The 23,802-nt window shown below is 65.9% G+C and carries 20 protein-coding genes and 1 tRNA gene; 8 read left to right on the top strand and 13 right to left on the bottom strand.

The window, feature by feature from the left end:
• The first annotated feature begins 4 nt into the window (after positions 1 to 4).
• The 4 genes from WJT74_RS00405 (at position 5) to WJT74_RS00390 (ending at position 4,033) form a co-directional block, all read left to right on the top strand.
• Positions 5 to 544, top strand: coding sequence for a PH domain-containing protein (locus WJT74_RS00405; protein WP_343345538.1), 540 nt, complete (start codon positions 5 to 7; stop codon positions 542 to 544).
• On the top strand, positions 541 to 2,148 hold the full coding sequence (locus WJT74_RS00400) for a PH domain-containing protein (RefSeq protein ID WP_343345536.1): 1,608 nt from the start codon (positions 541 to 543) through the stop codon (positions 2,146 to 2,148). Before WJT74_RS00405 ends, WJT74_RS00400 begins: the two co-directional genes overlap by 4 nt.
• On the top strand, positions 2,145 to 3,890 hold the full coding sequence (gene recJ / locus WJT74_RS00395; protein WP_343345534.1) for a single-stranded-DNA-specific exonuclease RecJ: 1,746 nt from the start codon (positions 2,145 to 2,147) through the stop codon (positions 3,888 to 3,890). Before WJT74_RS00400 ends, recJ begins: the two co-directional genes overlap by 4 nt.
• A 67-nt stretch (positions 3,891 to 3,957) precedes the next feature.
• A tRNA-Glu gene (locus WJT74_RS00390) sits at positions 3,958 to 4,033 on the top strand.
• 160 nt (positions 4,034 to 4,193) lie between these two features.
• Here WJT74_RS00390 and WJT74_RS00385 read toward each other — a convergent pair.
• Positions 4,194 to 5,246, bottom strand: coding sequence for a fatty acid desaturase (locus tag WJT74_RS00385; protein WP_343345530.1), 1,053 nt, complete (start codon positions 5,244 to 5,246; stop codon positions 4,194 to 4,196).
• A 517-nt stretch (positions 5,247 to 5,763) separates the two neighbouring features.
• Here WJT74_RS00385 and WJT74_RS00380 point away from each other — a divergent pair.
• Positions 5,764 to 6,765, top strand: a complete 1,002-nt coding sequence (locus WJT74_RS00380) for an extracellular catalytic domain type 1 short-chain-length polyhydroxyalkanoate depolymerase (RefSeq protein WP_343345527.1) — start codon at positions 5,764 to 5,766, stop codon at positions 6,763 to 6,765.
• Positions 6,766 to 6,918: 153 nt separating this feature from the next.
• Here the strand turns inward: WJT74_RS00380 and WJT74_RS00375 are convergent, their stop codons facing one another.
• Entirely contained in the window at positions 6,919 to 7,965 is a 1,047-nt protein-coding gene (locus WJT74_RS00375; protein WP_343345524.1) for a YihY/virulence factor BrkB family protein, read from the bottom strand.
• A 101-nt stretch (positions 7,966 to 8,066) separates the two neighbouring features.
• Here WJT74_RS00375 and WJT74_RS00370 point away from each other — a divergent pair, with 101 nt between their 5' ends.
• Genes WJT74_RS00370 through WJT74_RS00360 form a run of 3 tightly spaced genes read left to right on the top strand, consistent with a single transcriptional unit; the run spans position 8,067 to position 14,805 of the window.
• Positions 8,067 to 10,391 carry an autotransporter assembly complex protein TamA gene (locus tag WJT74_RS00370; protein WP_343345522.1) on the top strand — a complete coding sequence of 775 codons (2,325 nt, stop codon included), beginning with the start codon at positions 8,067 to 8,069 and terminating at the stop codon, positions 10,389 to 10,391.
• Positions 10,391 to 14,611 carry a translocation/assembly module TamB domain-containing protein gene (locus WJT74_RS00365; RefSeq protein WP_343345520.1) on the top strand — a complete coding sequence of 1,407 codons (4,221 nt, stop codon included), beginning with the start codon at positions 10,391 to 10,393 and terminating at the stop codon, positions 14,609 to 14,611. Before WJT74_RS00370 ends, WJT74_RS00365 begins: the two co-directional genes overlap by 1 nt.
• Complete coding sequence (locus WJT74_RS00360) at positions 14,611 to 14,805, top strand: hypothetical protein (RefSeq protein ID WP_343345517.1); 195 nt, start codon at positions 14,611 to 14,613, stop codon at positions 14,803 to 14,805. The genes WJT74_RS00365 and WJT74_RS00360 overlap by 1 nt, the downstream gene beginning before the upstream one ends.
• 52 nt (positions 14,806 to 14,857) lie before the next feature.
• Here the strand turns inward: WJT74_RS00360 and WJT74_RS00355 are convergent, their stop codons facing one another.
• Genes WJT74_RS00355 through putP form a run of 11 tightly spaced genes read right to left on the bottom strand, consistent with a single transcriptional unit; the run spans position 14,858 to position 23,687 of the window.
• A complete protein-coding gene (locus tag WJT74_RS00355) occupies positions 14,858 to 16,078 on the bottom strand; it encodes a molybdopterin molybdotransferase MoeA (RefSeq protein WP_343345515.1) in 1,221 nt (406 codons plus the stop codon).
• Complete coding sequence (gene moaC, locus WJT74_RS00350; protein WP_343345512.1) at positions 16,066 to 16,542, bottom strand: cyclic pyranopterin monophosphate synthase MoaC; 477 nt, start codon at positions 16,540 to 16,542, stop codon at positions 16,066 to 16,068. Before moaC ends, WJT74_RS00355 begins: the two co-directional genes overlap by 13 nt.
• Positions 16,543 to 16,544: 2 nt before the next feature.
• Positions 16,545 to 17,057 (bottom strand): molybdenum cofactor biosynthesis protein B, encoded by a 513-nt coding sequence (gene moaB / locus WJT74_RS00345; protein WP_343345509.1) that lies wholly within the window; start codon positions 17,055 to 17,057, stop codon positions 16,545 to 16,547.
• Positions 17,054 to 17,272, bottom strand: a complete 219-nt coding sequence (locus WJT74_RS00340; RefSeq protein ID WP_343345506.1) for a MoaD/ThiS family protein — start codon at positions 17,270 to 17,272, stop codon at positions 17,054 to 17,056. Before WJT74_RS00340 ends, moaB begins: the two co-directional genes overlap by 4 nt.
• A gap of 1 nt (position 17,273) precedes the next feature.
• On the bottom strand, positions 17,274 to 18,260 hold the full coding sequence (moaA, locus tag WJT74_RS00335) for a GTP 3',8-cyclase MoaA (protein ID WP_343345503.1): 987 nt from the start codon (positions 18,258 to 18,260) through the stop codon (positions 17,274 to 17,276).
• Positions 18,257 to 19,027 carry a sulfite exporter TauE/SafE family protein gene (locus WJT74_RS00330; protein ID WP_343345500.1) on the bottom strand — a complete coding sequence of 257 codons (771 nt, stop codon included), beginning with the start codon at positions 19,025 to 19,027 and terminating at the stop codon, positions 18,257 to 18,259. Before WJT74_RS00330 ends, moaA begins: the two co-directional genes overlap by 4 nt.
• A gap of 15 nt (positions 19,028 to 19,042) precedes the next feature.
• Positions 19,043 to 19,870, bottom strand: coding sequence for a universal stress protein (locus WJT74_RS00325; protein WP_343345498.1), 828 nt, complete (start codon positions 19,868 to 19,870; stop codon positions 19,043 to 19,045).
• Positions 19,871 to 19,881: 11 nt separating this feature from the next.
• Positions 19,882 to 20,724 (bottom strand): S-formylglutathione hydrolase, encoded by an 843-nt coding sequence (gene fghA, locus WJT74_RS00320; RefSeq protein WP_343345495.1) that lies wholly within the window; start codon positions 20,722 to 20,724, stop codon positions 19,882 to 19,884.
• Positions 20,721 to 21,107, bottom strand: a complete 387-nt coding sequence (locus WJT74_RS00315; protein ID WP_343345493.1) for a VOC family protein — start codon at positions 21,105 to 21,107, stop codon at positions 20,721 to 20,723. Before WJT74_RS00315 ends, fghA begins: the two co-directional genes overlap by 4 nt.
• A 13-nt stretch (positions 21,108 to 21,120) precedes the next feature.
• Positions 21,121 to 22,224 (bottom strand): S-(hydroxymethyl)glutathione dehydrogenase/class III alcohol dehydrogenase, encoded by a 1,104-nt coding sequence (locus WJT74_RS00310; RefSeq protein WP_343345490.1) that lies wholly within the window; start codon positions 22,222 to 22,224, stop codon positions 21,121 to 21,123.
• Positions 22,221 to 23,687 carry a sodium/proline symporter PutP gene (gene putP, locus WJT74_RS00305; protein ID WP_343345488.1) on the bottom strand — a complete coding sequence of 489 codons (1,467 nt, stop codon included), beginning with the start codon at positions 23,685 to 23,687 and terminating at the stop codon, positions 22,221 to 22,223. Before putP ends, WJT74_RS00310 begins: the two co-directional genes overlap by 4 nt.
• Positions 23,688 to 23,802: the final 115 nt, after the last annotated feature.

Genomic DNA, 23,802 nt, shown 5'->3' with positions numbered 1-23,802 from the left:
GCCCATGACCGACAGTATCGCCGCCGCCCCCGACAGCCCGCTACCCGACGCGATCGATCCCGACCGCGCGCTCCTGCCGCCGGGGCTGCAACCGGTCGAGCCCGCGTACCGCTCGGTGCTCCGCACCATCTTCCTCCTCGTCTGGCTGCCCTTCCTCGTCGGCGCGCTCGTGCTCGACAATTTCGCGTTCGAGGGCCAGCCCTTCCGCGGCCTCCTCACCGGCGTCGTCCTGTTCCTGATGATCCTCGTCGTCGGTTTCGCACCGCACCGGATCTGGCGCCGCCTCGGCTATCGATTGGGCGACCGGCAGCTGCGCATCACCAAGGGCTGGCTGTGGCATACCGACACGATCGTGCCCTTCGTGCGCGTCCAGCATATCGACGTCGCGCGCGGCCCGATCGACAAGCTGTTCGGGACCGCCAGCCTGATCGTCCACACGGCCGGCACCCACAATAGCGTGGTCTCCCTCCCCGGCCTCGACCCCGAGGACGCGCTGCCGCTGCGCGACACCATCCGCGCCGAGATCAAGACGGACTGGCAGTGAGCGAAGCGGGAGTACAGACGATCGACGACCCGCCCGCGACGCTGGCGGACGAGCCAGCGGACGCGCGCGAACGGCTCCATCCCCTGACGCTGTTCACCGGCCTCGGCGCGGCGGTACGCGGCGCGTGGGCGGCGCTGCTGGGCAGCGTCTATTTCGTCAGCCAGGGCAACTGGTACTGGGCGCTCTTCCTCGTCGGGGGCGTCTTCGTCGTCAGCCTGCTCGGAATCGGGGCGCGTTACCTGTCCTTCTCCTATCGCGTCGAAGCCGACGAGATCGACATGGCCAGCGGGATTGTCAGCCGCAACGAACGCTCGATCCCTTTCGACCGCATCCAGGACGTCAACATCGAACAGGGGCTGCTGCACCGCCTCGTCGGCCTCGCGCGCGTCAAATTCGAGACGGGGGCCTCGGCGGGCGCCAACGCCGGTGACGACGGCAGCCTCGATTCGATCACGCTGGCGCGCGCCAACGAGCTGCGCGACCGCATCCGCGCCCACCGTGCGGGCGAAGGGCGCCGCGTTACCGTCGGCGACGCTGCCGAGACCGCCATCGCGAAAGAGGAAGAGCGCCCCGTCATCTTCGCGATGAGCCCGCGTCGCATCCTTACCCTCTGCCTGTTCAGCTTCTCGCTTGCCATCGTCGGCGCGCTTTTCGGTCTCGCCCAGACCTACGGCGACGCGCTCGGTCTCGATCTCTTCGATCCCGATTTCTGGGCCGGCATCGTCGCCCGGTCGGGCCCCTTGCAGGAACTGGTGCTCGCCAACCGCGCCCTCACCATCCTGTTCGGTATCGCTAGCCTGATGCTTGCCGGTTTCCTCACCGCTTTCGTCCGGGTCATCCCGCGTGAATGGAATTTCACGCTGCGACGGACCGAGACGGGGTTCCGGCGTCAGCGCGGCCTCTTCACGCTGACCGACGTCGTCATCCCGCTGAAGCGCGTGCAGGCCGCGATCCTCGACACCGGTCCGGTCCGGCGGCGCAGCGGCTATTTCGAATTCAAGGTGCAGAGCCTGGGCAGCGACACCGGCAACGCGGGCGATCATACCCTCGCGCCGCTCGGCACCAGAAGCGAGATCGAGGGCATCGTCGAGGAAATGGAATGGCGCGCCCTGTCGACCGACACCCGCGGTTGGGATCGCCCCCGACCGGCGTTCGTCACCAGCTCCCTGCTCGTGTCGCTTCCGATCGTCATCCTCATCGCATTCGGGACCGCGGCGGCCGTCGCCGGCATCATGTGGTCGGGCGACTGGGACCTGGAAAACGCTGTAGCGCAGTTCCTCCCGATCTTCGGGTCAGTCTTCCTTGCCATCTATCTGCTATCGGCGCTGTCGCGCTGGCTCGACTATCGCCACCGCCGCCACACGCTCGACGGCGACCGTTTCGTGATGCGTTCGGGATGGTGGCGGCAGCGGCTCGTTGTGCTGCCGCTCGGCAGGATCCAGAGCATCGACGTGAAGCGCAACTTCATCGACCGGGTCTTCGGTATCGCCGACGTGCGCATCGGGGTGGCGGGGGGCGGCGGCTTCTCCGCGCACGGGATCGACGCGGTGACCCCGGACGAGGCAATGGCGCTGCGCGAGGCGTTGCTGGAGCCGGTGCGATGACCCTCGATATCCGGTCCAGCCTGTCGGGACAGCCATGGCAATGGCGCTACAAGGGCGGTGACGACCTCACCCGCGACCTCACGGACCAGCTGTTGCTGGCGCGCGGGGTGGAGGAAAACGACCTTCCCCGCCAGCGTGCTCCGCGGCTGCGCGATTTCCTCCCCGACCCTTCCGTTTTCCAGGATATGGACAAGGCGGCGGTGCGCATCGCCGACGCGCTCGAGGCGGGCGAGCGGATCGCGCTGTTCGGCGACTACGACGTCGACGGCGCGACCTCCGCCGCGCTTCTTGCCCGACTGCTGCGCCAGCTCGGCAGCGACCCGCTTCTCTACATTCCCGATCGCCTCATGGAAGGCTACGGGCCCTCCGGCGCGGCGCTGCGAGGCCTCAAGGATCAGGGCGCCGACCTGTGCGTCACGGTCGATTGCGGCGCGCAGGCGTTCGAGGCACTGGACGAGGCCGCCGATGCGGGTCTCGACGTCATCGTCTGCGACCATCACCAGTGCGACACCCGGCTGCCGCAGGCGTTCGCGATCATCAATCCCAATCGCCTCGATGAAAGCGAGGAAGGCGCCGCCCACGGTCATCTCGCCGCCGTCGGCATGGCCTTTCTTCTCGGCGTCGCGCTGCTCCGCGAACTGCGCCGCCGCGGAAAATTCGTGAACGGCACGCCCGAACCCGATCTGCTGCCGCTGCTCGATCTCGTCGCGCTCGGCACGGTCGCCGACGTCGCACGGTTGCGTACGCTCAACCGCGCCTTCGTGACGCAGGGCCTGAAGATCATGGCGCGTCAGCAGAACATCGGTCTGACCGCACTTGCACGTGTCGCGGGTCTCAAGAAGGCAGTCGTGTCGCGCGATCTCGGCTTCGCGCTCGGCCCGCGCATCAACGCGGGCGGTCGGGTCGGAGAGGCCGATCTCGGCGTGCGCCTGCTGACCACCGACGACCCTGACGAAGCCGCCCAGATCGCCGAGCGTCTCGACCGCTACAACGAGGAACGCCGCGCGATCGAGGCTGCCGTGACCGAAGCCGCGATGGAGGCTGCCGAGGCGCAGGCCGACCGTGCCGTCATCTGCGTATCGGGTGCGGGCTGGCATCCCGGCGTGGTCGGCATCGTCGCCAGCCGCCTCAAGGAACGCTACGGCCGCCCCGCCTTCGTGATCGGCGAGGACGAAGACGGTGTAGGAAAGGGATCGGGACGGTCCATCTCCGGCGTCGATCTCGGCTCCGCGATTCTCGCCGCCAAGGCCGAAGGGCTCGTCGTAGCCGGGGGCGGGCACGCGATGGCCGCGGGGGTCACTGTCTTACAGCCGGCCATTACCAAACTGGCGCACTATCTGTCCGACCGCCTCGAGAAGGACGTCGAGGCCGCCCGCGCCGGACGTGCGCTGGTGATCGACGCCATGCTGACCCCCGGCGGGGTCGCGGGCAGCCTGTGCGACCGGATCGAACAGGCGGGCCCCTTCGGCGCGGGTTGGCCGGCGCCGCGCATCGCTGTCGGCCCCGCGCGCCTGCTGCGGCCCGGCGTCGTCGGCAATGGGCATGTCCGCTTCGTGGCACTGGGCGATGACCAGCGCAGCTTCAAGGCGATCGCCTTTCGTGCCGCCGATACCGACATGGGCCAGGCGCTGCTCGCCGCACGGCCCGACCAGCGCTTCTGGCTCGCAGGTGTGATGAAGCGCGACGACTGGACCGGCGGCGATGCGGCGGAGCTTCACGTCGAGGATGCGGCCCCCGCCTGAAAAAGCGTCACGACCCGCTTGACGAAGCGCCCTCATTCTCTTAGTCCGCGCCGCACACCACGCATGTGGCCCCTTCGTCTAGCGGTCTAGGACGTCGCCCTTTCACGGCGAAAACACGGGTTCGAGTCCCGTAGGGGTCACCATCTTCACCATGCCTCGGTGTTCCGGATCTTTCCGAAATTGCTGGCTTCGATGGGCGCAGCGTTCAGCCGCGACTTCGAGAGGTTAAGACCCTTCGCCCGTCGCCAATCGCCAACATTTCTCCCCGAGACACCGACGGTCGTCGAACGGATGCCGATTGCGTCACCCGAGCAGCTTGCGAGCGGCCCGGAACGAGATCATGCAACGGCGGTCTTCGTCCCACAGAGCGAGGCGAACGTTGCGAAAGCTCTCGCCCAGGGTCACCCGACCGATCCCGCTGAGCGCCTCGTTGTCCTTCATGGCGTCCGGTAGCCGATAGAACGGGATGCGGCTCACCAGGTGATGGATGTGGTGATAGCCGATGTTGCCGCTGAACCAGTGCAGCGCACGTGGCAGTGCGTAGAAGCTGCTGCCGTGAATGGCGGCAGCGTGAAAGGTCCACTCCTCCTCGTTCGACCAGGATGTTTCCTCAAACTGGTGCTGGACGAAAAACATCCAGACCCCGAGCGTCGCGGCGAAGAGAACGACGGGGAGGAGGACCAGTGCGACGGTGCCGATCCCCCAAACCAGCGACAATGATCCGAACAGGCCGACGGTCGCCGCGTTGGTGCCCATGGCACTCGTCCACGGTCGCCATCCCGCCTTCATCTGCCCGACGGGCAGTCGGTGACGTAGCAGGAACAGATAGGCGGGGCCGATGCCGAACATGACGGCGGGATGCCGATAGAGTCGGTACGCAAATCGACGGCTACGTGACAGCGCCTGATATTCCGCGACGGTGAGGGTATCGATGTCGCCGGTGCCCCGTCGCCCAAGGTTGCCCGATGTCGCATGGTGGCAGGCGTGAGACGTCTTCCATACCCTGTAGGGAGTGAAGGTCAGGACCCCCAGGCAAGCGCCCACACGATCGTTTGCCTTCCGACTGGGCAGGAAGGCGCCATGGCCACAATCGTGTTGGATGACGAAGAGACGCAATAACAGGCCGCCGGCGGGCGCTGCGAGAATGAGCACGATCGGCCAGCCTGCCTTCACGCCGATCAACATGGCGGTCCACGCCAGTATCAAGAGGCCGAGCGTCGTGGCGAGTTCGACGACGCTACGCATCACCCGGGGCTTGGCATATCCGGACAATCGTCTGCCCAGATCCTTCAGATCCGAGATGTCGCTTCCGTAGTCGACGTTGGGCGTGCGGAAAGGGGCGGACAGTTGGGTCAATCGAAACACCATCTTTGCAGAATTGAGGTCTTTTCGGCTCGGCGCTGTCCGTTCGATCGAACTGCGTGAGCACTCGGCAATCGAGACATCTAGCGATTCTCGAATCAAATGACCTTAGTCTTAAATAACTGAATTGTGGTAGGAATTCTTCGCCTCATCGCCCACAACTGTTGGTCCGGGGCGGGGCGCCCCTCATTCAACGGCATGCCAGGTCTTAGGGTAAGTCGAAGCTCCGCACATCTAGATGGATAACAATCACGTCGAATTTTACGAACGCCTTTTCGTGAATACCTGCTCCAGTCCAGTGCTGTACTCCCACAAAGGCCTCTCCTTAGCCGAAGCTGAAATTACCACCTCGCCATGCTGCGATGCAGCAAGGCCATTGTGCAGCGCAGCATAAGTCCCCATATCGCGCGCTCACCGTTTTCTGGGAGTATTGTCGATGAATACGCTTGCCAAACTGCATCATCGCCTCCGCTCCGTGTCTCGGCCAGACGTGCGGGGCGAACCCCGCGCCTTGGCCCGGCTTGTCGATTTCGGCCCCAATCCGGGCGATTTGGAAGGCTGGTTCTACGTTCCGGCTTCGATAAAGCCCAATGCCGCTCTCGTCGTCGTTTTGCACGGTTGTACGCAGACTGCTGCAGCCTATGACCGCGGCGCGGCATGGACGAAGGCTGCCGACGATCACGGGTTCATTCTGCTGTTCCCCGAGCAGCAGCGCGCCAACAACCCCAATTTATGCTTCAACTGGTTCTCGCCGCGCGATGCACGCCGCGGGCGGGGAGAAGCGGCGTCGATTGCGGAAATGATCCAATCGGTCACGAACCGCTTCGATGTCGATGAAAAGCAGATATTCGTGACCGGATTGTCGGCCGGCGGTGCGATGGCAGCCGTGATGCTGGCCGCCTATCCCGACACGTTCGCGGGTGGCGCGGTCATCGCCGGCCTTCCCTACGCCACGGCGAACAACGTGCCGCAAGCCCTCGAGCGGATGCGCGGTCAGGACGTGCCTGATGCCGGCAAACTGGGCCAGATCGTACGATCGGCGTCCCAGCACGAAGGCCCGTGGCCGACGCTTTCGGTGTGGCACGGCACGCAGGATGCAACGGTAGACCGCAGCAACGCCCGTGCGATCGTCGACCAATGGCGCGCGCTTCATGCCGCACCCGGCGATCCGCAGCGATCCGATATGGTGAACGGGCATGTCCATCATGTCTGGCAGGACGCGCACGGTCGTGATGTCATCGAGGAATATCAGATTGCGGGACTGGGTCACGGCACACCCTTGAGCACCCGTCATTCCGGTTCGGGAGAGATGGCAGGGCCGCACATGCTCGAAGCGGGCATTTCCTCGACGACGCATATTCTTCAGTTCTGGAAAATTGCAACAGACGAAGCGGTATCGCCCGATCGTACTGCCCCTTTGCCTGAGACCGACAGTCGAAAAACCGGCCCCGTACCGAACGACATCAAACGCACGATCGAGCAGGCGCTCCAGGCCGCGGGCCTGCTTCGCTGAAAAAATCGCCGAACGGTGCATTCCTGAACAGCCACTCCGTGCGCCGACGAAAAAGGTGGTGATCCCGACCTGTTCGAGCGTCAGGCTTCACCATTCTTGATCGATGAGGGCTCGTTCGGGCGCGTGGCGTTTGCGCGGCTCGTCTTCGACCCATCACTCCGCGTCGCGACCCTTGAAGGGGCGCCATTGCTTCATCTGTCGACCGATGGCGCGCTGCTCGGACTTCTTGAGCCATTGTTCGATCGTCAAATTGCCCTCGGTCAGATCGGCGAGCACCGCGCCCCGTTCCCCGATCGGGAGATCGTCGCCCGTAGTAGTATCGACACTCGTCTGTCGTTCGATCTCCGCATTCAGCAGCGCCCCCGCCAGCACGCCATAGGCCGAGAGGAACAGCCACATCAGAAAGACGATGATCGCCGACAGCGACCCGTAGGTCGCGCTATAGTCGCTGATGTAGCCGACGTAGAGCGAGAAGCCGAAGGTGATGATCACCCACAGAAACGTCGCGAGGATGGCACCCGGCAGTACCCAGCGCCACTTGGCCAGCCGCCGGTCGGGACCGTAGCGCATGATGATCGCGAACCCCGCGGTGCCGAGGGACATTGCCGTGATCCAGGTGGCGACCCGCGCAGCGCCTTCCACCGACGGGCCGAGCGCCGCCTGTGTCTGATATTCGAGCCAAGCGAACGAGCCGGCGCTGACGATCCCGGTCAACGCGACGAAGATCACCGCCAACGTCAGAAGCGCGACGCGCAAGGTGCGGCCGACGATGCCGCGGGTCTCATGCTCCTCGTTGATCACGTTGAGCGCGCCGACCATGCCGTTCGCTGCGCGCATCGCCCCATAGACGGCGAAGAGCAGCGCCACGGCGAGCGCCAGTCCGCCGACGCCCGAATTGGTGGAGACGATCGCGATCAGCTGATCCTCGACCAGGGCGGCGACTTCGGCGGGCAGGAACAGCGAGAGTGTCTGCATCTGGTCCTGCACCAACGAAACGTCTCCGACGAGGCCATAGATCATGACCGTCGAGGCCAGGAGCGGGGTGATCGAGAGGAAGGTGAAGAAGGCGACCCCTGCTCCCAGAAGCGAAAGGTTGTGAAAACCCCACATCGTGAAAATGCGCTTGATGACCTGAATCCACGCCCGCCGGGGAAGCTCGAGCGGTGAATTAGCGGTTGCGCCGGGCGCGTTTGTGGGCAAGGTTTGCGACCGGGGGTGGGGTTCGACATCGAGCTCGTCTTGGCGGGCCGTGCCGGGACGATCCGCGGTCGAGCGAGCGTTTCGAGGTCGATCGTCCGTCAATGTTTCTTCCCCTGTCCTTCCGTTCTTCAACCGCTTGTCGGCGAAATGGTGCCCGCTGCGGGCAGGCGAGCCTCTTTGTCCTCGCGCTGCTCCTCGCTCAACCGGCCCTCGCGCAAGAGGCGCCGCCGCCATCCGAAGAAAATGTCGGCGACATCGACGACACGATCCCGCCGCCGCCTCCCGACGCGAACCTGCCCGTTACCGAAGATCCCATCATCTCCGACGAGGAATTCGCCGACGAAGTCCCCGAGCTGGCGGACGACGACCCGGCACTCGACATGCCGCTCGAGAGTATCGAGGAGTTCGAGAGGCGATTGGCCGCAGAGCAGGCGGACGCCGAGCCGACCGAAGGGCAAGAGGCGCCGCTGGGCGACCCCGCGCTGGCGGACGGCGACGTGGTCGAGGAGATCGGCGACGCGCCCATCACCGATCCCGAACTGGCCGCCCCCCTCCCCCCGCTCGAGACGTTCGAGGTGGAACCGGTCGAATTCGCCGAGGAAGCGAGCGACACGGAAGTGGTCGAGATCGACTATGCCGTGCGGGTCGACGGTCTCGAGGAAGCAGACGGCCAGACCGAGATCGCCGTCATCGACCAGTTCGAGGCCCTGTCGGCGCTCTACGACGGCGATGGCGAGGCCGACAATCTCGCGCAGGTGTCGGCGCGGCTGACCGAGGATAGCCTGCTCATCCAGCGCATCCTCGCTGCGGAAGGCTGGTACGGAGCGACTGCCGAAACGCGCATCGACCGGTCCGAGACCGCCAACGGACAGCCGATCACCGCGGTCATCACCGTGGTGCCGGGACCCCGCTACACCTTCGCCGACGTCATCATCGATGCCGACCCCACCGAACCCGCGGATCTCATCGCCGACAATCTCGCGATCCAGCCGGGCGAACCGATCGTCGCGACGCGCGTGCAGGGAGCCGAAGCGCAAGTCGCGATCGCGCTGCCCGAACAGGGCTATCCCTTCGCCGAAGTCGGCCAGCGCGACATCCTGCTCGATCAGGAAACGGGCGACGGCGTCTACACGCTTCCGGTGACCACCGGTCCGCGATCGAGCTTCGGCGGCATCCGCACCACGGGCAATCTGGCGTTCGGGGCCGACCATATCGAGACGCTGGCCCGGTTCGAGCGTGGGGAACTGTACGACAGCCGCGAAGTCGACGATCTGCGCCAGGCACTGGTCGCGACGGGCCTGTTCAACACCGTGTCGGTCGTTCCCGAACAGAGCGGCGAGCTTGCGCCCGACGGGACGCAATATGCCACCATCCTCGTCGATCAGGACGCCGGCCCGCCGCGCACCATCGCGGGAAGCGCGGGCTTCTCCACCGGCGAGGGCGTGCGCATTGCGGGAAGCTGGACGCACCGCAACCTCTTCCCGCCGGAAGGCGCGCTGATCGCCAACGGCGTTCTGGGCACGCGCGAGCAGGGCGCGGGGGTCACGTTCCGCCGCTCCAACTGGGGGCAACGCGACCGCAGCCTGCAATTCACGCTCGAAGCGCTCCATTCGGATTACGAGGCGTTCGAAGCCTACACGGGTCGCCTGTCGGGTCTCGTCACCTACGTCTCGACGCCGATCTGGCAGAAGACGCTCACCTACGCCTATGGCGCACAACTGCTCGCCACCAACGAACAGGATTTCGACGTGGAACTCGGGGAGCGGGTCAATGACACGTTCTTCATCGGCGGATTGACGGGGCAGGTCGGGTTCGACCTCAGCGACGACCTGCTCAACCCCACCGAAGGTTTCCGTGTCACGGCGCTGATCGAGCCCGAGGCGGCACTCGAAACCGACTTCATCCCCTATGTCCGCGGCATCGTCGATGCGTCGGGCTATTTCCCCGCGGGCGATGCGCTGATCCTGGCGGCGCGTGCGCGGGTCGGGACGATCCAGGGAATCGAGCGGTTCGAACTGGCCCCGTCGCGGCGACTCTACGCCGGCGGCGGCGGCTCGGTGCGCGGCTATGGCTACCAGCAGCTCGGACCCAAGGTATTGGAGCCCAACCCCCGCTTCGACCCCGAGGATCCCGAGGACGAAAGCGATCCCTTCCTCATCCGCCCGATCGGCGGGCGCAGCGTCATCGAGGGCGCGCTGGAAGCGCGCTATCGCTTCGGCAACTTCGGCATCGTCGGTTTCGTCGATGCGGGTCAGGTCTACGAGGACGAATTCCCCACCTTCGAGGATATCCGCTACGGAGTGGGCGTGGGCGGCCGTTATTACACCAACTTCGGCCCACTGCGGTTCGACGTCGCGACCCCGATCGGACGGCGCGACGGCGAAAGCCTCATCAACGTCTACGTGTCGATCGGGCAGGCGTTCTGATGAGCGAGGAAGCGACCGTCGACGAGGCACCCGCCCGGCGCCGCAATCCCTGGCCCCGGCGCGTGCTGAAGGGCGTGGCCATCGCGCTCGTTGCTCTCGCGGTGCTCGTGGGGGCTGCCTACTGGTGGCTCGACACCTCGTCCGGACATCGCTTCATTACCCGCCAGATCGCGGGTCTCGAATTCGAGACCGGCATGGAAATCGACATCGGCGAGATCGACGGCTCGATCTATGGCGACATGATCATCCGCGACCTCGCGGTCAGCGACCCCGAGGGCGTGTTCCTGACCTCGCCCGAGATCGCGCTCGACTGGCGACCGTTCAGGTTCATCAACAATCACGTCGATATCCGCGCATTGACGAGCGAACTCGTTACCTTGCGACGGCTGCCCGAGTTCAATCCGACGACACGCGAAGGCCCGATTCTCCCCGATCTCGATATCGACATCGGCCGTCTGCAGATCGATCGCTTCGTCGCGGAAGAACCCGTCACGGGCGAGCGACGGGTCCTGTCGATGGCCGGAACGGTCGACATCGCGGATCGCCGCGCGGTCGCCGACCTCGATATCGAGACCATCGGCGGAAACGGTGCGGCGGGCGGCGATCGCCTGGCGCTGATGATCGACGCGGTGCCCGAGGATAATCGCCTCGCCATCGACCTCGATCTCGACGCCCCCAGCGATGGCGTCTTCGCCGCTCTTGCCGGGCTCACCGATCCGGTACGGGTGCAGCTGCGCGGTGAGGGCGATTGGGAGCGCTGGGACGGGCGGTTCGCCGCCAATCTGGCGGGCAGCGAATTCGCCCGTCTCGGCATCACCGCGCGCGACGGCACCTTTGGGCTGGAGGGTACCGCACGTCCTGCGCGACTGTTCGAAGGACAGACTGCGGCCTTCCTCGGCGAAGTGACGAGCATCGATCTGACGGCCGCGCTCGACGAGCGACGCGCCGACCTCACCGGAACGATCGGGAGCGACGCGGTCCGCATCGATCTCGATGGCCTTGTCGATCTTGGAGAGAGCGCCTTCGATGATCTCGCTGTCGATGCGGTCCTGCTGAAACCCACCGTGCTGGCCGAGAACCTGCGCGGGCGCGGCATCCTCGCACGACTGCGCCTCGACGGCGCCTTCGCCACGCCACGCGTCAACTACGAGATCGAGGCCGCCGAACTCGGCATCAACGATATTTCGCTGCAACAGTTTGCGGCGGTCGGGGACGCGACCGTCGATTCCGACCAGATCCTGATCCCCGTTTCGGCACGCATCGCGCGGATCAGCGGGCTCGATACCGTCGCCGGCGGGCGGCTGGCCGACGTGCGTCTCGACGGCGATATTGCCATCGACGGTCCGCGCATCCTGTCGGACAATCTGCGGCTTCGCTCCGACCGCATCGACAGCCGCCTCATCCTGCTCGCCGACATGTCGACAGGTCTCTACACCGCCGCCATCGACGGTCGGATCGACGATTATCGGGTCGAAAGCGTCGGGATCTTCGACATCGATACCGACGTCGATCTCGAAAGCGCGAGCGGCGGCGGATTCGCGCTGGCAGGGCGGGTGCGCGCTCGATCCTCGCAGTTGTTCAACGAAAGCGCGCGCGACTTCCTCGGCGGCAATGCGGTGGCAGCAACCGACGTTCGCTACGGCCCCGACGGGATCGTCCGCTTTTCCAATCTCACGCTCACGGCCCCTGCCGCGCGGATCACCAACGGAAGCGGTTCCTACAATCCCAATGGTCAGATCGTCTTCAATGCCGACGGCTTCACCGATGCCTACGGCGCGGTCGGCGTGCGGCTGGCCGGAACGATCAGCGACCCGCGGGCAACGGTGACCGCCGAACGTCCCGGGCTGGGCATCGGACTGGCGAACCTTACTGCGCGGGTCACGGGGGCAGGCAATGGCTATCGTCTCGTGGCGGACGGCGATACCGATTATGGCGCGCTGACCGCCGACGTCGTTCTCGGCACCGGGCCCCAACTGACGCTCGACATCAATAACGCCAACCTCGCGGGGGTCGATTTCGCCGGATCTCTGCGCCAGACCGCGGCAGGACCCTTCGCCGGTCGGCTGGACGCTCGCGGACTGGGCTTCGGAGGCGTCGTGCGACTGAGCGCCAACGGCGCGTATCAGGAGGCGATCGTCAACGCACGGGCGCGCAACACCATCCTTCCAGGGCCGGCCGCGCTCTCGATCGGGTCGGCCGTCGTCGATGCGCGGGTGATCCTGTACGACCAGCCCTATGTCGTCGCGGACGCCCAGTTCCAGAACACGCGCTATGGCGAGACCTTCATCAATGCGGCGCGCGTCGAGATCGATTATCGCGGCGGACGCGGCGATGCACGGCTGCTGGCAGAAGGAACGAGCGGTGTCCCGTTCCGGATCGCCGCCAACGCCGACCTGCAGCCCGATCTGTGGCGCGCGGCGGTCAAGGGCCGGGTCCGCGGCATCGACTTCCGCACCACCAGTCCAGCGCGCATCATCCCGCGCGGCGGCGAGTATGAACTTCTTCCCACCCGCATCGATTTCGGACGCGGAAACGTACGGCTCGCGGGGAATTACGGCGACGGTATCAAGATCCAGAGCCGCCTCGACAGTCTCGACATGGCGATCCTCAATGCCTTCTCGCCCGGCCTCGGCGTCAACGGCTCGGCCACTGGCAGTCTCGACTTCGCCCAGGCCAGCCCGTCGGCCTTCCCCCGTGCCGATGCCCGCCTGACGATCCGTAATTTCCAGCGCACCACCGCCGTCTCGACCAGCCAGCCCGTCAATATCAATTTCGTCGGCAAGCTCCTGGCCGACGGGGGCGAGGCCCGCGCGGTCGTCCGGCGGCGCGGCAGCGTCATCGGCCGCATGGTCGCCTCGCTGCGACCGCTGCCGCCCGGTTCGGGAAGCTGGACCACGCGCATGCTCGAGGCACCGCTGTCGGGCGGCATTCGTTACAACGGGCCCGCCGACACCCTGTTTTCGTTTGCAGGAACGGCAGACCAGCGCCTGTCCGGGCCCATCGGGGTGGCGGCCGACTTCTCGGGACGCGTTGCGCAGCCGCAGCTTGCCGGGATCATCCGCGCCAATCGGCTGACCTACGAGAACCAGACTTACGGAACGCGCCTTTCGGACATGACGGTCGTCGGTCGCTTCTCGGGCGACCGGCTCGAGATCGAGCGGCTGAGCGCAGTGGCGGGCGACGGAACGGTCGAAGCGCAGGGGTTCGTCAGCCTGGCTGCGGACAGCGGCTACCCGATGGACGTGCGCGCCACACTCGACGACGCGCGCCTTGCCCGCAGCGACGCCTTGTCGGCAAGCGCGACGGGACAGGTCCGCCTGACCAAGGCGGCCGGTCAGTTCGCCGTCCTTTCGGGCAATATCGTGTTACCCGAAACGCGCTACCAGATCGTGCGGCAGGGCGCCGCGCAAGTTCCCGAACTGACGGGCGTCCGGTTCAAACCGCCGCGCGGGCCCGTTCGCATCACGGGCGACGAACCGGTCGAGCCGCAGCCCGGCCTGCTCGAGCAGGTCCGCCTCGACATCGACCTTTCGGCGCCGGAACGCCTCTACGTGTCGGGGATGGGACTGGAATCCGAATGGAGCGCCGATCTCAATCTGTCGGGGACGAGCGCCAATCCGAGCGTTTCGGGACAGGTCGAACTCGTTCGCGGCACGCTCGGCTTCGCCGGTCGCTCGTTCGAACTGGCCGAAGGACGCGTCGGCTTCACCGGCGGTCGCACCATCGACCCGACCATCACCCTGGTCGCGAGCGAGGAGATCGAGGACGTCACGGTCAACGTCAACGTATCGGGCCGCGCGACCAATCCGCAGATCAGCTTCGCCAGTACCCCGGGGCTGCCGCAGGACGAAATCCTGTCGCGCATCCTGTTCGGCAGTTCGGTCGGCAACCTCTCGGCGATCCAGTCGGTGCAGCTCGCCGCATCGCTCAACTCGCTGCGCGGATCGGGTGGCGGGCTCAACCCCCTCGGCAAGCTGCGCTCGGCGACGGGCATCGACCGGCTTCGAATTCTCGGCGGTGACGAGACCACCGGCCGCGGAACCGCGCTCGCCGCCGGACAATATATCACCGACGACATCTACATCGAGTTCATCACCGACGCGCGCGGCTTTACCGCGACCCAGCTCGAAGTGGCGCTGACCCCCGCCCTTTCGCTCCTGAGCCAAGCCGGCGGATCGGGGGCCACCAATGTCGAAGTGCGGTACAAGAAGAATTACTGATGCGCTGGCGGGCAGTTCTTCTGATGGTCGCGCTGGCCGGGTGTCGGCAGGAACCGACCTTCGACGAGCGGTTCGACGATACGAAGAACGAGATTTTCGAACGCGCCGAAGAGCTGGACGAAAGCATCGAGCAGGAGCGAGTGCCCCCGCCCGAAGAGCCAGTCGAACCGGAAGAACCGGATCCGCCCCGCTAGTTTCCGATCAGGCCGCCCTGGATTTTCATCGTTCTCGAACGAGCTACAGCGATCACAACCGATCGGTCGATCCGAAGAGGATAATCGAACAAGAGCCGCCCTGCTCCACAATCGTATCGGGCGGCAAGCGCAACAGGCAGTTGGCGCAGGCCAGCGCGCGTTGAAGACCGCTATCGGGCGGACCGGCGGGATGGACGGCGAGGCCTTCCCCCGCAATCGCGGCGACTGCAGGCAAAAAGGCTTCCCGCGGACCGTTGCGGATCGGATCGTCGCCGACGAAGCGCGCGGGACGATCGGAGGACGCGTCGCAACCTTCTCCGCTCATCATGCGGATCGCGGGAAGCAGGAACAGCAGAGCAGCGACGAAAGCAGAGCCCGGATTGCCCGGTAGACCAAGCAGGAGGAGACCATCGGGCAATCGCGCGGCCCACGTTGGCTTTCCCGGCCGCATGGCAATGCGTTCGAACAGCATCGTTCCGCCCAGTTCGCGGACGACCGGGCGCAGATGATCGCGATCACCGACTGACGCGCCGCCGATCACCACGAGGATGTCGAGATCGGGGCGGACCCGCTCCAGCGCCTCGCGAACCGCCTGGTGCGTGTCGGGCAGGTTCGCCAATCGAGCCACGGATGCCCCCGCATCGCTCGCCAGCCCGGAGACGAGGGTCGATCCGCTGTCGATCGTACGGCCCCGTTCCATCGGACTGCCCGGCTCGATCAGCTCGTCGCCCGATGTCGCCACGCCGATACGCGGCCGACGATGAACGGCGACACTGCCCGCATTGGCCGCTGCGACCAGCGCCAGAGCGGCAGGGTGGAGCCTCGTTCCCGCGGTCAGCAACGTCTCTCCATGGGCGAAATCGGTTGCGGCGGGGCGGATGAACGGTGCCGCCGTTTCGCATCGTTCGATCGCGACGACATCGTCTCGAAAATCGAGCCATTCCTGGGGCAGAACCCGTTCCGCTCCATCGGGAACCACTGCTCCGGTCGCGATGCGGACCGCCTCTCCCGCGCCCAGGGGACGGTCGTACGGGGCGCCGGCATAGGAGCTGCCGACCAAGGCGAACTGCGTCCCCGGTGACGGCTCGCCGCCAGCGACCGCAATCCCGTCCATGATCGACCGCGGTTCGGGGGGCTGATCGTGCGACGCGACCAGATCGGTCGCCAGAACCCGCCCGCCAGCCTGCGCCAGCGAAACGGTTTCCGCAGCGAGCGGCGCGAGCGCATCGAGCCACCGGGCCAGCGCCTCTTCGTAGGGTATCAGCGTTTCCATTCGCCCGATTTTCCGCCGCTCTTCGCCTCGAGCCGGAGCGCGTCGACCTGCGCCGAGCGATCGACCGCCTTGATCATGTCGTAGAGCGTCAGGGCGGCGACGCTGGCCGCGGTCATCGCTTCCATCTCCACCCCCGTTCGCCCGACCGTGCGCGCGGTCGCCTCGACCCGCAGGCAAAGGTCGTGGGGATCGGGTCGCACCCTCACCTCGACGCTCGACAGCGGGAGGGGGTGGCATAACGGAACGAGATCGGCGGTTCGCTTTGCCCCCATGATCCCGGCCAGTTCGGCGGTGCGGAAAAGATCGCCCTTCTTCGATTGTCCCTCGCGCACCTTCTCGAACGTCTCGGGAAGCATCCGCACTACGGCGCTGGCGGTCGCCTCACGACGCGTTTCGGGCTTGTCGGCGACGTCGACCATTGCCGCGCGACCATCGGGCGAAAGATGGGAGAGGCGATCGGCCATCGCTATCGTTCGGAAAGACGCGGGAGGATTTCGACGAAATTGCAGGGTCGCGTGCGACTGTCGAGTTGCGGCGCCAGCACCTTGGTCCAGCCATCGCGCACCGCTCCGCCCGATCCCGGCAAGCAAAAGACGTAGGTCGACCCCACGATCCCCGCGCAGGCCCGCGACTGAAGCGTCGACAAACCGATGCTCTCGAAGCTGACCGCATGCCAGACGGAGGCGAAGCCGTCGATTTCCTTGTCGAACATCGGGCGCAAGGCTTCGGGCGTCACGTCGCGTCCGGTCAGACCGGTCCCGCCCGTGGAGATGACGGCATCGACTTCTCCCGACTCGACCCATTCGCCCACCGTGTCGCGAATGGACTGGATGTCGTCGGAAACGATCCGCTTTTCCACCAGGCGATGTCCGGCCTCCTCCACCGCACGGGCAAGAAAGGCGCCCGACGTGTCGCTCGCCTCGTCGCGCGTGTCGCTGATCGTCAGGATCGCGATCCGAACGGGGGTGAGGTCGCTCATCCGCCGCTCATCGGAGGAAGGAAGGCGATCTCGTCGCCGGGCTCGAGGGTGCAGGGTTCGGACAGCATTTCCTTGTTCACGACCATGCGGACCGAATGATCGGCAAGTTCGGGATGCCGTTCGGCCAGCCGGGCCCGGAACGTGTCGCTGTCGATCGCATCGCTCGGGCCGGCGGCGGCAAGGCCCGAGAGCCGGCCGAAGAAGAGGACGTCCATCCTAGCCCCCCGTCGCGGCCATCGGACGGCGGACCGCCGCGGCGCGTCCACGAATCTCGAAATCATGCCCGTGCGGCTTGATCGCGACGAGGTCGGCAATGGCCGCTTCCAGCGCGCGATCGTCGTCATGCTCGCGCACCGCGGGTTTGAGATCGACGGCCGTGTCGCGCCCGAGACAGGCGTGCAACGTACCGTCGGCTCCGACGCGAACGCGATTGCACCCGTCGCAAAACCGAGCCGACAGCGGCGTGATGAACCCGACGAGCCCGCCGTTCGCCGTGCGCGCATAGCGCGCGGGGCCGCCCGTTCTCATCGCCACGTCGGCAAGCGGCCAGCGCGCCTCGATCGCGGCACGGACTTCGGGCATGGGAACATGCTGCGCGTCCCGATCGGCACCGATCGCGCCGACGGGCATGACTTCGATGAGCGTGATGGCCATGCCTTTGTCGTGCGCCCAGCCGACCATGTCGGGAATGACGTCGAGGTTGTCCCGGCGCATGACGACGGTGTTGATCTTCACCGCAATGCCCGCGTCCTGCGCCGCGGCAATGCCGTCCAACACCGGCGCGAGGTTGCCGCGCCGCGTGATCGCCGCGAAGCGATCCGGGTCCAGATGATCGAGCGACACGTTGACCCGCTTCACGCCCGCTCGTGCGAGGTCTTCGGCATGACGGGACAGCTGACTGCCGTTGGTCGTGAGCGTCAGTTCATCGAGCGCCCCGGTGGCGAGGTGGCGACCAAGCGCCGAAACAAGATCCATCGCGCCCTTTCGCACCAACGGCTCCCCGCCCGTCAGCCGCAGCTTGCGCACGCCCATGCGGATGAAGGCGCTTCCCACGCGGTCGAGTTCCTCGATGCTGAGCAGACGGTGGCGTTCGGCGAAGCGTGCATGTTCGGGCAGGCAATAGGTGCAGCGGAAATCGCAGCGGTCGGTCAGCGACAGCCGAAGATAGCTGATCCGGCGTTGGAAGCTGTCGGTTAGTGTCATGGTCTTGCCCATTCGGCGGGGACGCGGGCGCCCAAGCGCACCGCAACGTAGAGGATGAGGATGGCAGAAATCGCCCTGAGGTGCGAATCCTTTAGCCGGGTCGCTCCCGTCCGGCTACCGATCCATCCCCCCGCCAATACGGCGAGCCCCAGCGGCCAGTAGCCGAGCAGTTCGGCCGACGACGAGAAGGGAAGGCCCTTGGCGACCTGTCCCGCCAGACCGCTCAGCGAATTGACGAGGATGAATGCCGCGCACGTCCCCGCGATCAGTCGAGCCCCTCCCCAGCGGCGCAGGTGAAGAAGCGGGGACAGGAAGATGCCGCCCCCGATCCCGGTAAGACCAGCCATGAAACCCAGCCCCGCACCACTCGCGAGATCGGCCGCGCGCCCTTCGCCGCGCCGTCGATCAGTGACGGTTTCGAGGGGCCGATACAGCATGGCGACGCCAGCGATGAACAGGGCGCCCGACAGCAGACCGACGAACAGCCATCCGGGAAGGGATACATAACCGCCGAGCCATGCGGCGGGGATCGACAGCAACGCCAGCGGCCAGAAGCGCCGCCATTCGAAGGCGCCCGCCGCGGCGAATTGGCGACTCCCCATCGAGACCACAAGAATGTTGCACAAAAGCGCGATGACCGGGACCTGGCGTAGCGGTAGGCCCGCGAGCACCAGCAGCGCATTGTAGGTCGATCCCCCACCGAACCCAACGCTGGAATAGAAGAAAGCGGTGATGAAGAAAGCGACGGCGAGCTCGGCGACGCTCACGATGGTATCGGGTGTCTAATGCGCCATCAACAGCGCGATGGGACAGGATTTCAGCAGCGAACGGGTCACGCCGCCGAAGAAACGCTGGCCGATGCGCGAATGGGTGTAGGCACCCGTAGCGAGCATGGTCGCACCCTTTTCCTCCGCGAACCCCAGCAGCGCCGGAACCACCTTGCCGTCGACTTCGGCGATGCGCGAATATTCGGCCTTGATCCCGTGCCGCGACAGGTAGCTCAGGACACGGGTGAGCGGATACAGGCCGGGCTCGACTTCCTCGCCGCCTTCGGTGACCCGGACGACGTGCACCGCGTCCGAAGCGCGCAACAGGTTGAGCCCCATCGCGACGACGTTGGCGACCTCGAAGCTGCCGTCCCAAGCGATGACGGCGGGAGCCGACGGATCGAAGCGCTGGGCCTCGTCGCCGCGGATGAGAACCGGGGCCCGGGTGTTGACGAGCAGATCGCCGATGATCCGCAGGGCGAGGCGGTCCGACTGCGAGCGGTGCGACAACCGCCCGGTCACGACGAGGTCGGACAGCGCCGCCCGGCTGGCCAGCGCGTGCCCCGTCGACCCACGCACGCGGGTATAGTCCCACTGGACGTCCTCGTTGGACAGTTCGTTGCGGATACGCGCTTCCAGCGCGTCCTCGGCCTCCTCGAAGTTTCGCTGGCCGGCCCGATCAGGATCGATCCCGCCGAAACTCTCGTACACCGCCGCGACGTCGTCGGGGGTGATGTGGACGACGTCGAGGAAAGCGCCGCACGAACGCGCGATGGCGAGCGCATCCTCGACACGGCCGTCGACCCGATCGTCGGCTTGAACATGGAGGAGGATGGTCTGCATGATGTCGCCCTCTAGTCGCCCGTCAGCCGTTCCGCGTGCCAGCGCACATGCTCGCCGAGGAAGGTGGAGATGAAATAGTAGCTGTGATCGTAGCCCGGCCGGCGACGAAGGTGAAGCTCGATCCCCGCGCCGCCGCAGGCCGCCTCGAGCGCCTCGGGCTTCAGTTGTTCGTGGAGGAAATTGTCGTCCGTGCCGACGTCGACGAGCATCTCGCTGCGCCGCGCCCCGTCCTCGATCAACGCACAGGCATCGTAGGCGCGCCATGCGTCGCGGTCGTCGCCCAGATAGCCCGACAGCGCCTTCTTTCCCCACGGCACGGCCATCGGATTGGCGATCGGTGCCAGCGCCGAGACGCTGCGATAGCGTCCGGGGTGGCGCAGTCCCGCGATCAGCGCGCCGTGCCCGCCCATCGAATGGCCGGTGATCGACTGCCGCTTCGCGTCGATCGGGAACTTGTCTGCGACGAGCGCTGGAAGCTCTTCGGTAACGTAGGACCACATGCGATAGTTTTCCGCGAAAGGCTGCTCGGTCGCATCGACATAGAAGCCCGCGCCCGATCCGAAATCGTACGCATCATCGTCGGGAACCTCGTCGCCGCGCGGGCTGGTGTCGGGCGCGATGAAGGCGATGCCCGCCTTTGCACACGCCGCGCGATACTCGCCCTTTTCGGTGACGTTGGCGTGGGTGCAGGTCAGTCCCGACAGGTACCACAGGATGGGGACCCGCGTGCCTTCCGGAACGGGCGGGAGGAACAGCGAGAAACGCATCGGCGTGCCCGTCGCATCGCTGTCATGCGTATAGATGCCCTGCCAGCCGCCATGGCTCTTCCAGCAATCCTCTCGTTTCAGGCTCATTCGGCGGGCACGCGATACAGGCCGCAGACCTTGTTGCCGGCGGGGTCGCGCAAATAAGCGAGATAGAGCTTCCCGAACGCATTGCCGCGAATGCCGGGCGGATCCTCGATCGCGGTACCGCCCGCCGCGACGCCGGCTTCGTGCCATGCATCGACCATGTCCTCGCTCGCGCACCCGAACCCGATCGTCGAGCCATTGCCGCAACTCGCCGGCTCGCCGTCGATCGGCTTGGAGATCATGAAGACCGAGCCGTTGTGCATCCAGCTGGTGCGGCCCTTGTCGTCGGTGCGCCCGGGCTTGCCGCCGATCGCCGCGATCGTGGCGTCGTAAAAGGCGCGCGAAGCGTCGAGGTCGTCGGCGCCAAGCATGATATGGCTGAACATCGTTTCGTTTCTCCTAGTAGACGACCACGGAACGGATCGACTTGCCTTCGTGCATCAGATCGAACCCCCTGTTGATCTCGTCCAGTGTCAGTCGGTGCGTGATCATCGGATCGATCGCGATCTTGCCATCCATGTACCAGTCGACGATCTTGGGCACATCGGTCCGACCCTTCGCGCCGCCGAACGCGGTCCCGCGCCAGTTTCGTCCGGTGACGAGCTGGAATGGCCGTGTTTCGATCGTCTTGCCCGCTTCGGCGACGCCGATGACGATGCTGGTTCCCCAGCCCTTGTGACAGCATTCCAGCGCCTGGCGCATGACCTCGGTGTTGCCGGTGCAATCGAAACTATAGTCTGCCCCGCCGTCGAGCATCGCGACGATCTTCTCTACGACACCGCCGTCGGTCGCGTCGACGAAGTCGGTCATGCCGAACTTGCGGCCCCATTCTTCCTTGTCGCCGTTGATGTCGACGCCGACGATCCGGTCGGCCCCTGCCATCTTCGCGCCCTGGATGACGTTCAGTCCGATGCCGCCCAGCCCGAACACGACGACATTGTCGCCCGGCCTTACGTCGGCGGTATTCACCACCGCGCCCACGCCGGTCGTCACGCCGCATCCGATATAGCAGCTGGTATCGAACGGCGCGTCCTGCCGGATTTTCGCGACCGCGATTTCCGGCAGGACAGTGAAGTTCGAGAAGGTCGAGCAGCCCATGTAATGGTGCAGCATCTCGCCCTTGTAGCTGAACCGGCTGGTCCCGTCCGGCATCAAGCCCTTGCCCTGCGTCTCGCGGATCGCGCTGCAGAGATTGGTCTTGCCCGACAGGCACATTTTGCACTGTCGGCATTCGGGCGTGTAGAGCGGAATGACGTGATCGTCGGGCTTCACCGAGGTCACGCCCTCGCCGACCTCGCGAACCACGCCGCACCCTTCGTGGCCCAGGACACTCGGGAACAGCCCTTCGCTGTCGAGCCCGTCGAGCGTGTAGGCGTCGGTGTGGCAGATCCCGGTCGCCATGATCTCGACCAGCACCTCGCCCGCCTTGGGGCCTTCGACGTCGACCTCGACGATTTCGAGCGGCTTTTTCGCCTCGAAGGCGACAGCGGCGCGGGATTTCATATTGCTTTCCTTTCGGTGGTGACACGCGGTGCGCCGGTGGTCGACTTGCTGACCGCCCAGATCGCCACCCACGCCGCAATGAACCCCGGCACGATCTCGTAGATCAGTCCGATATCGAACGCGATCCAGCCGATGACGACCGCCGCGCCCGTGACGAGCCCCGCCAGTGCGCCCGCCCCCGTCATCCGGTCCCACGTCAGCGACAGGATGATCAGCGGCCCGAACGCGGCGCCGAATCCGGCCCATGCATTGGCGACGAGGCCGAGCACCTGACTGTCGGGATCCGACCCGATCCAGATCGCGACCAGCGCGACCAAGGCAACGCAGATCCGCCCGACGTTGACGCTTTCGCGTTCGGACGCATTCTTGCGCAGGAACAGCTTGTAGAAATCCTCGGTCAGCGAGGAGCTGGCGACCAGAAGCTGCGAACTAATGGTCGACATGATCGCAGCGAGCAGCGCGGCGAGCAGGAAGCCCGTCACCAGCGGGTGGAACAGAAGATTGGCGAGCACGATGAAGATCGTCTCCGGGTCTTCCACCGTCAGCCCGTTGCGCTCCACGAACGCGCGCCCGGCGATGCCGATGCCGATCGAACCCAGCAACGCTACCCCCATCCACGTCATGCCGATCGCGCGCGCCGGACGAACCGCCTCGACACTCTTCACCGCCATGAAGCGAACGATGATGTGCGGCTGTCCGAAATAGCCGAGCCCCCAGCTCATCAGGCTGACGAACCCGATGAGGGTCAGCCCGTTGGTCATGTCGAGAAAACCATCGACCGGTACGTCGGCGAGGCTTCCGCCCGCCTCGCCGCCGGGGCCGAACAGGACGACCAGCGGCATGACGATGAGGGCGATGACCATGATGAGGCCCTGCACGAAATCGGTGAGGCTGACCGCCAGAAAGCCGCCGACCATCGTATAAGCGAGCACCACCAGCGCGGTGATCCAGATGCCGGTCATGTAATCGCTCAATCCGATCCCCGGCAGGACGTCGGCGAACGCCGTCTCGAACAGCTTGCCCCCGCCCACCAGACCGGCGGCGGTATAGACCGCGAAGAACAGCACGATGATGATCGCGCTGACGACACGCAGCGGGATCGCCTTGTCGGGAAAGCGATTGGCGAGATATTCGGGGATGGTCAGCGCGTTGCCGCGCTCCTCGGTCTGCTTCCGGAGCCGCGGAGCGACGATGATCCAGTTGGCGAGCGCGCCGAGGAACAGGCCGATCCCGATCCATGCCTCGACCAGCCCCGCGGCATAGAGCGCCCCGGGGAGCCCGAGCAGCAACCATCCCGACATGTCGCTTGCCCCAGCCGACAATGCGGCCACGGCGGGCGGCAGGTTCCGCCCCGCGAGCAGATAGCCCTCGCTGGTATCGGTCGACCGTTTCCAGGCCCACAGCCCGATTCCGATCATGGCGATGAAGTAGAAGGCGAGCGAGAAAAGCGTTCCGGTTTCCATGCGCGCGGAAGCTAGGGGCGAAGGCCCGGCGCGTAAACCTTTGAGGACATCAGACCGCATTTACGGAAATTCTGGACCAAGTGGCCCTCTTCCATGTCGCCGCAATTTCCCGCCT

The organism is Sphingomicrobium sp. XHP0239, from assembly GCF_039555325.1.
GTDB lineage: Bacteria > Pseudomonadota > Alphaproteobacteria > Sphingomonadales > Sphingomonadaceae > Sphingomicrobium > Sphingomicrobium maritimum.
The sequence above is the reverse complement of the archived record's forward strand: the minus strand, read 5'-3'. Positions and strand labels throughout refer to the sequence as shown.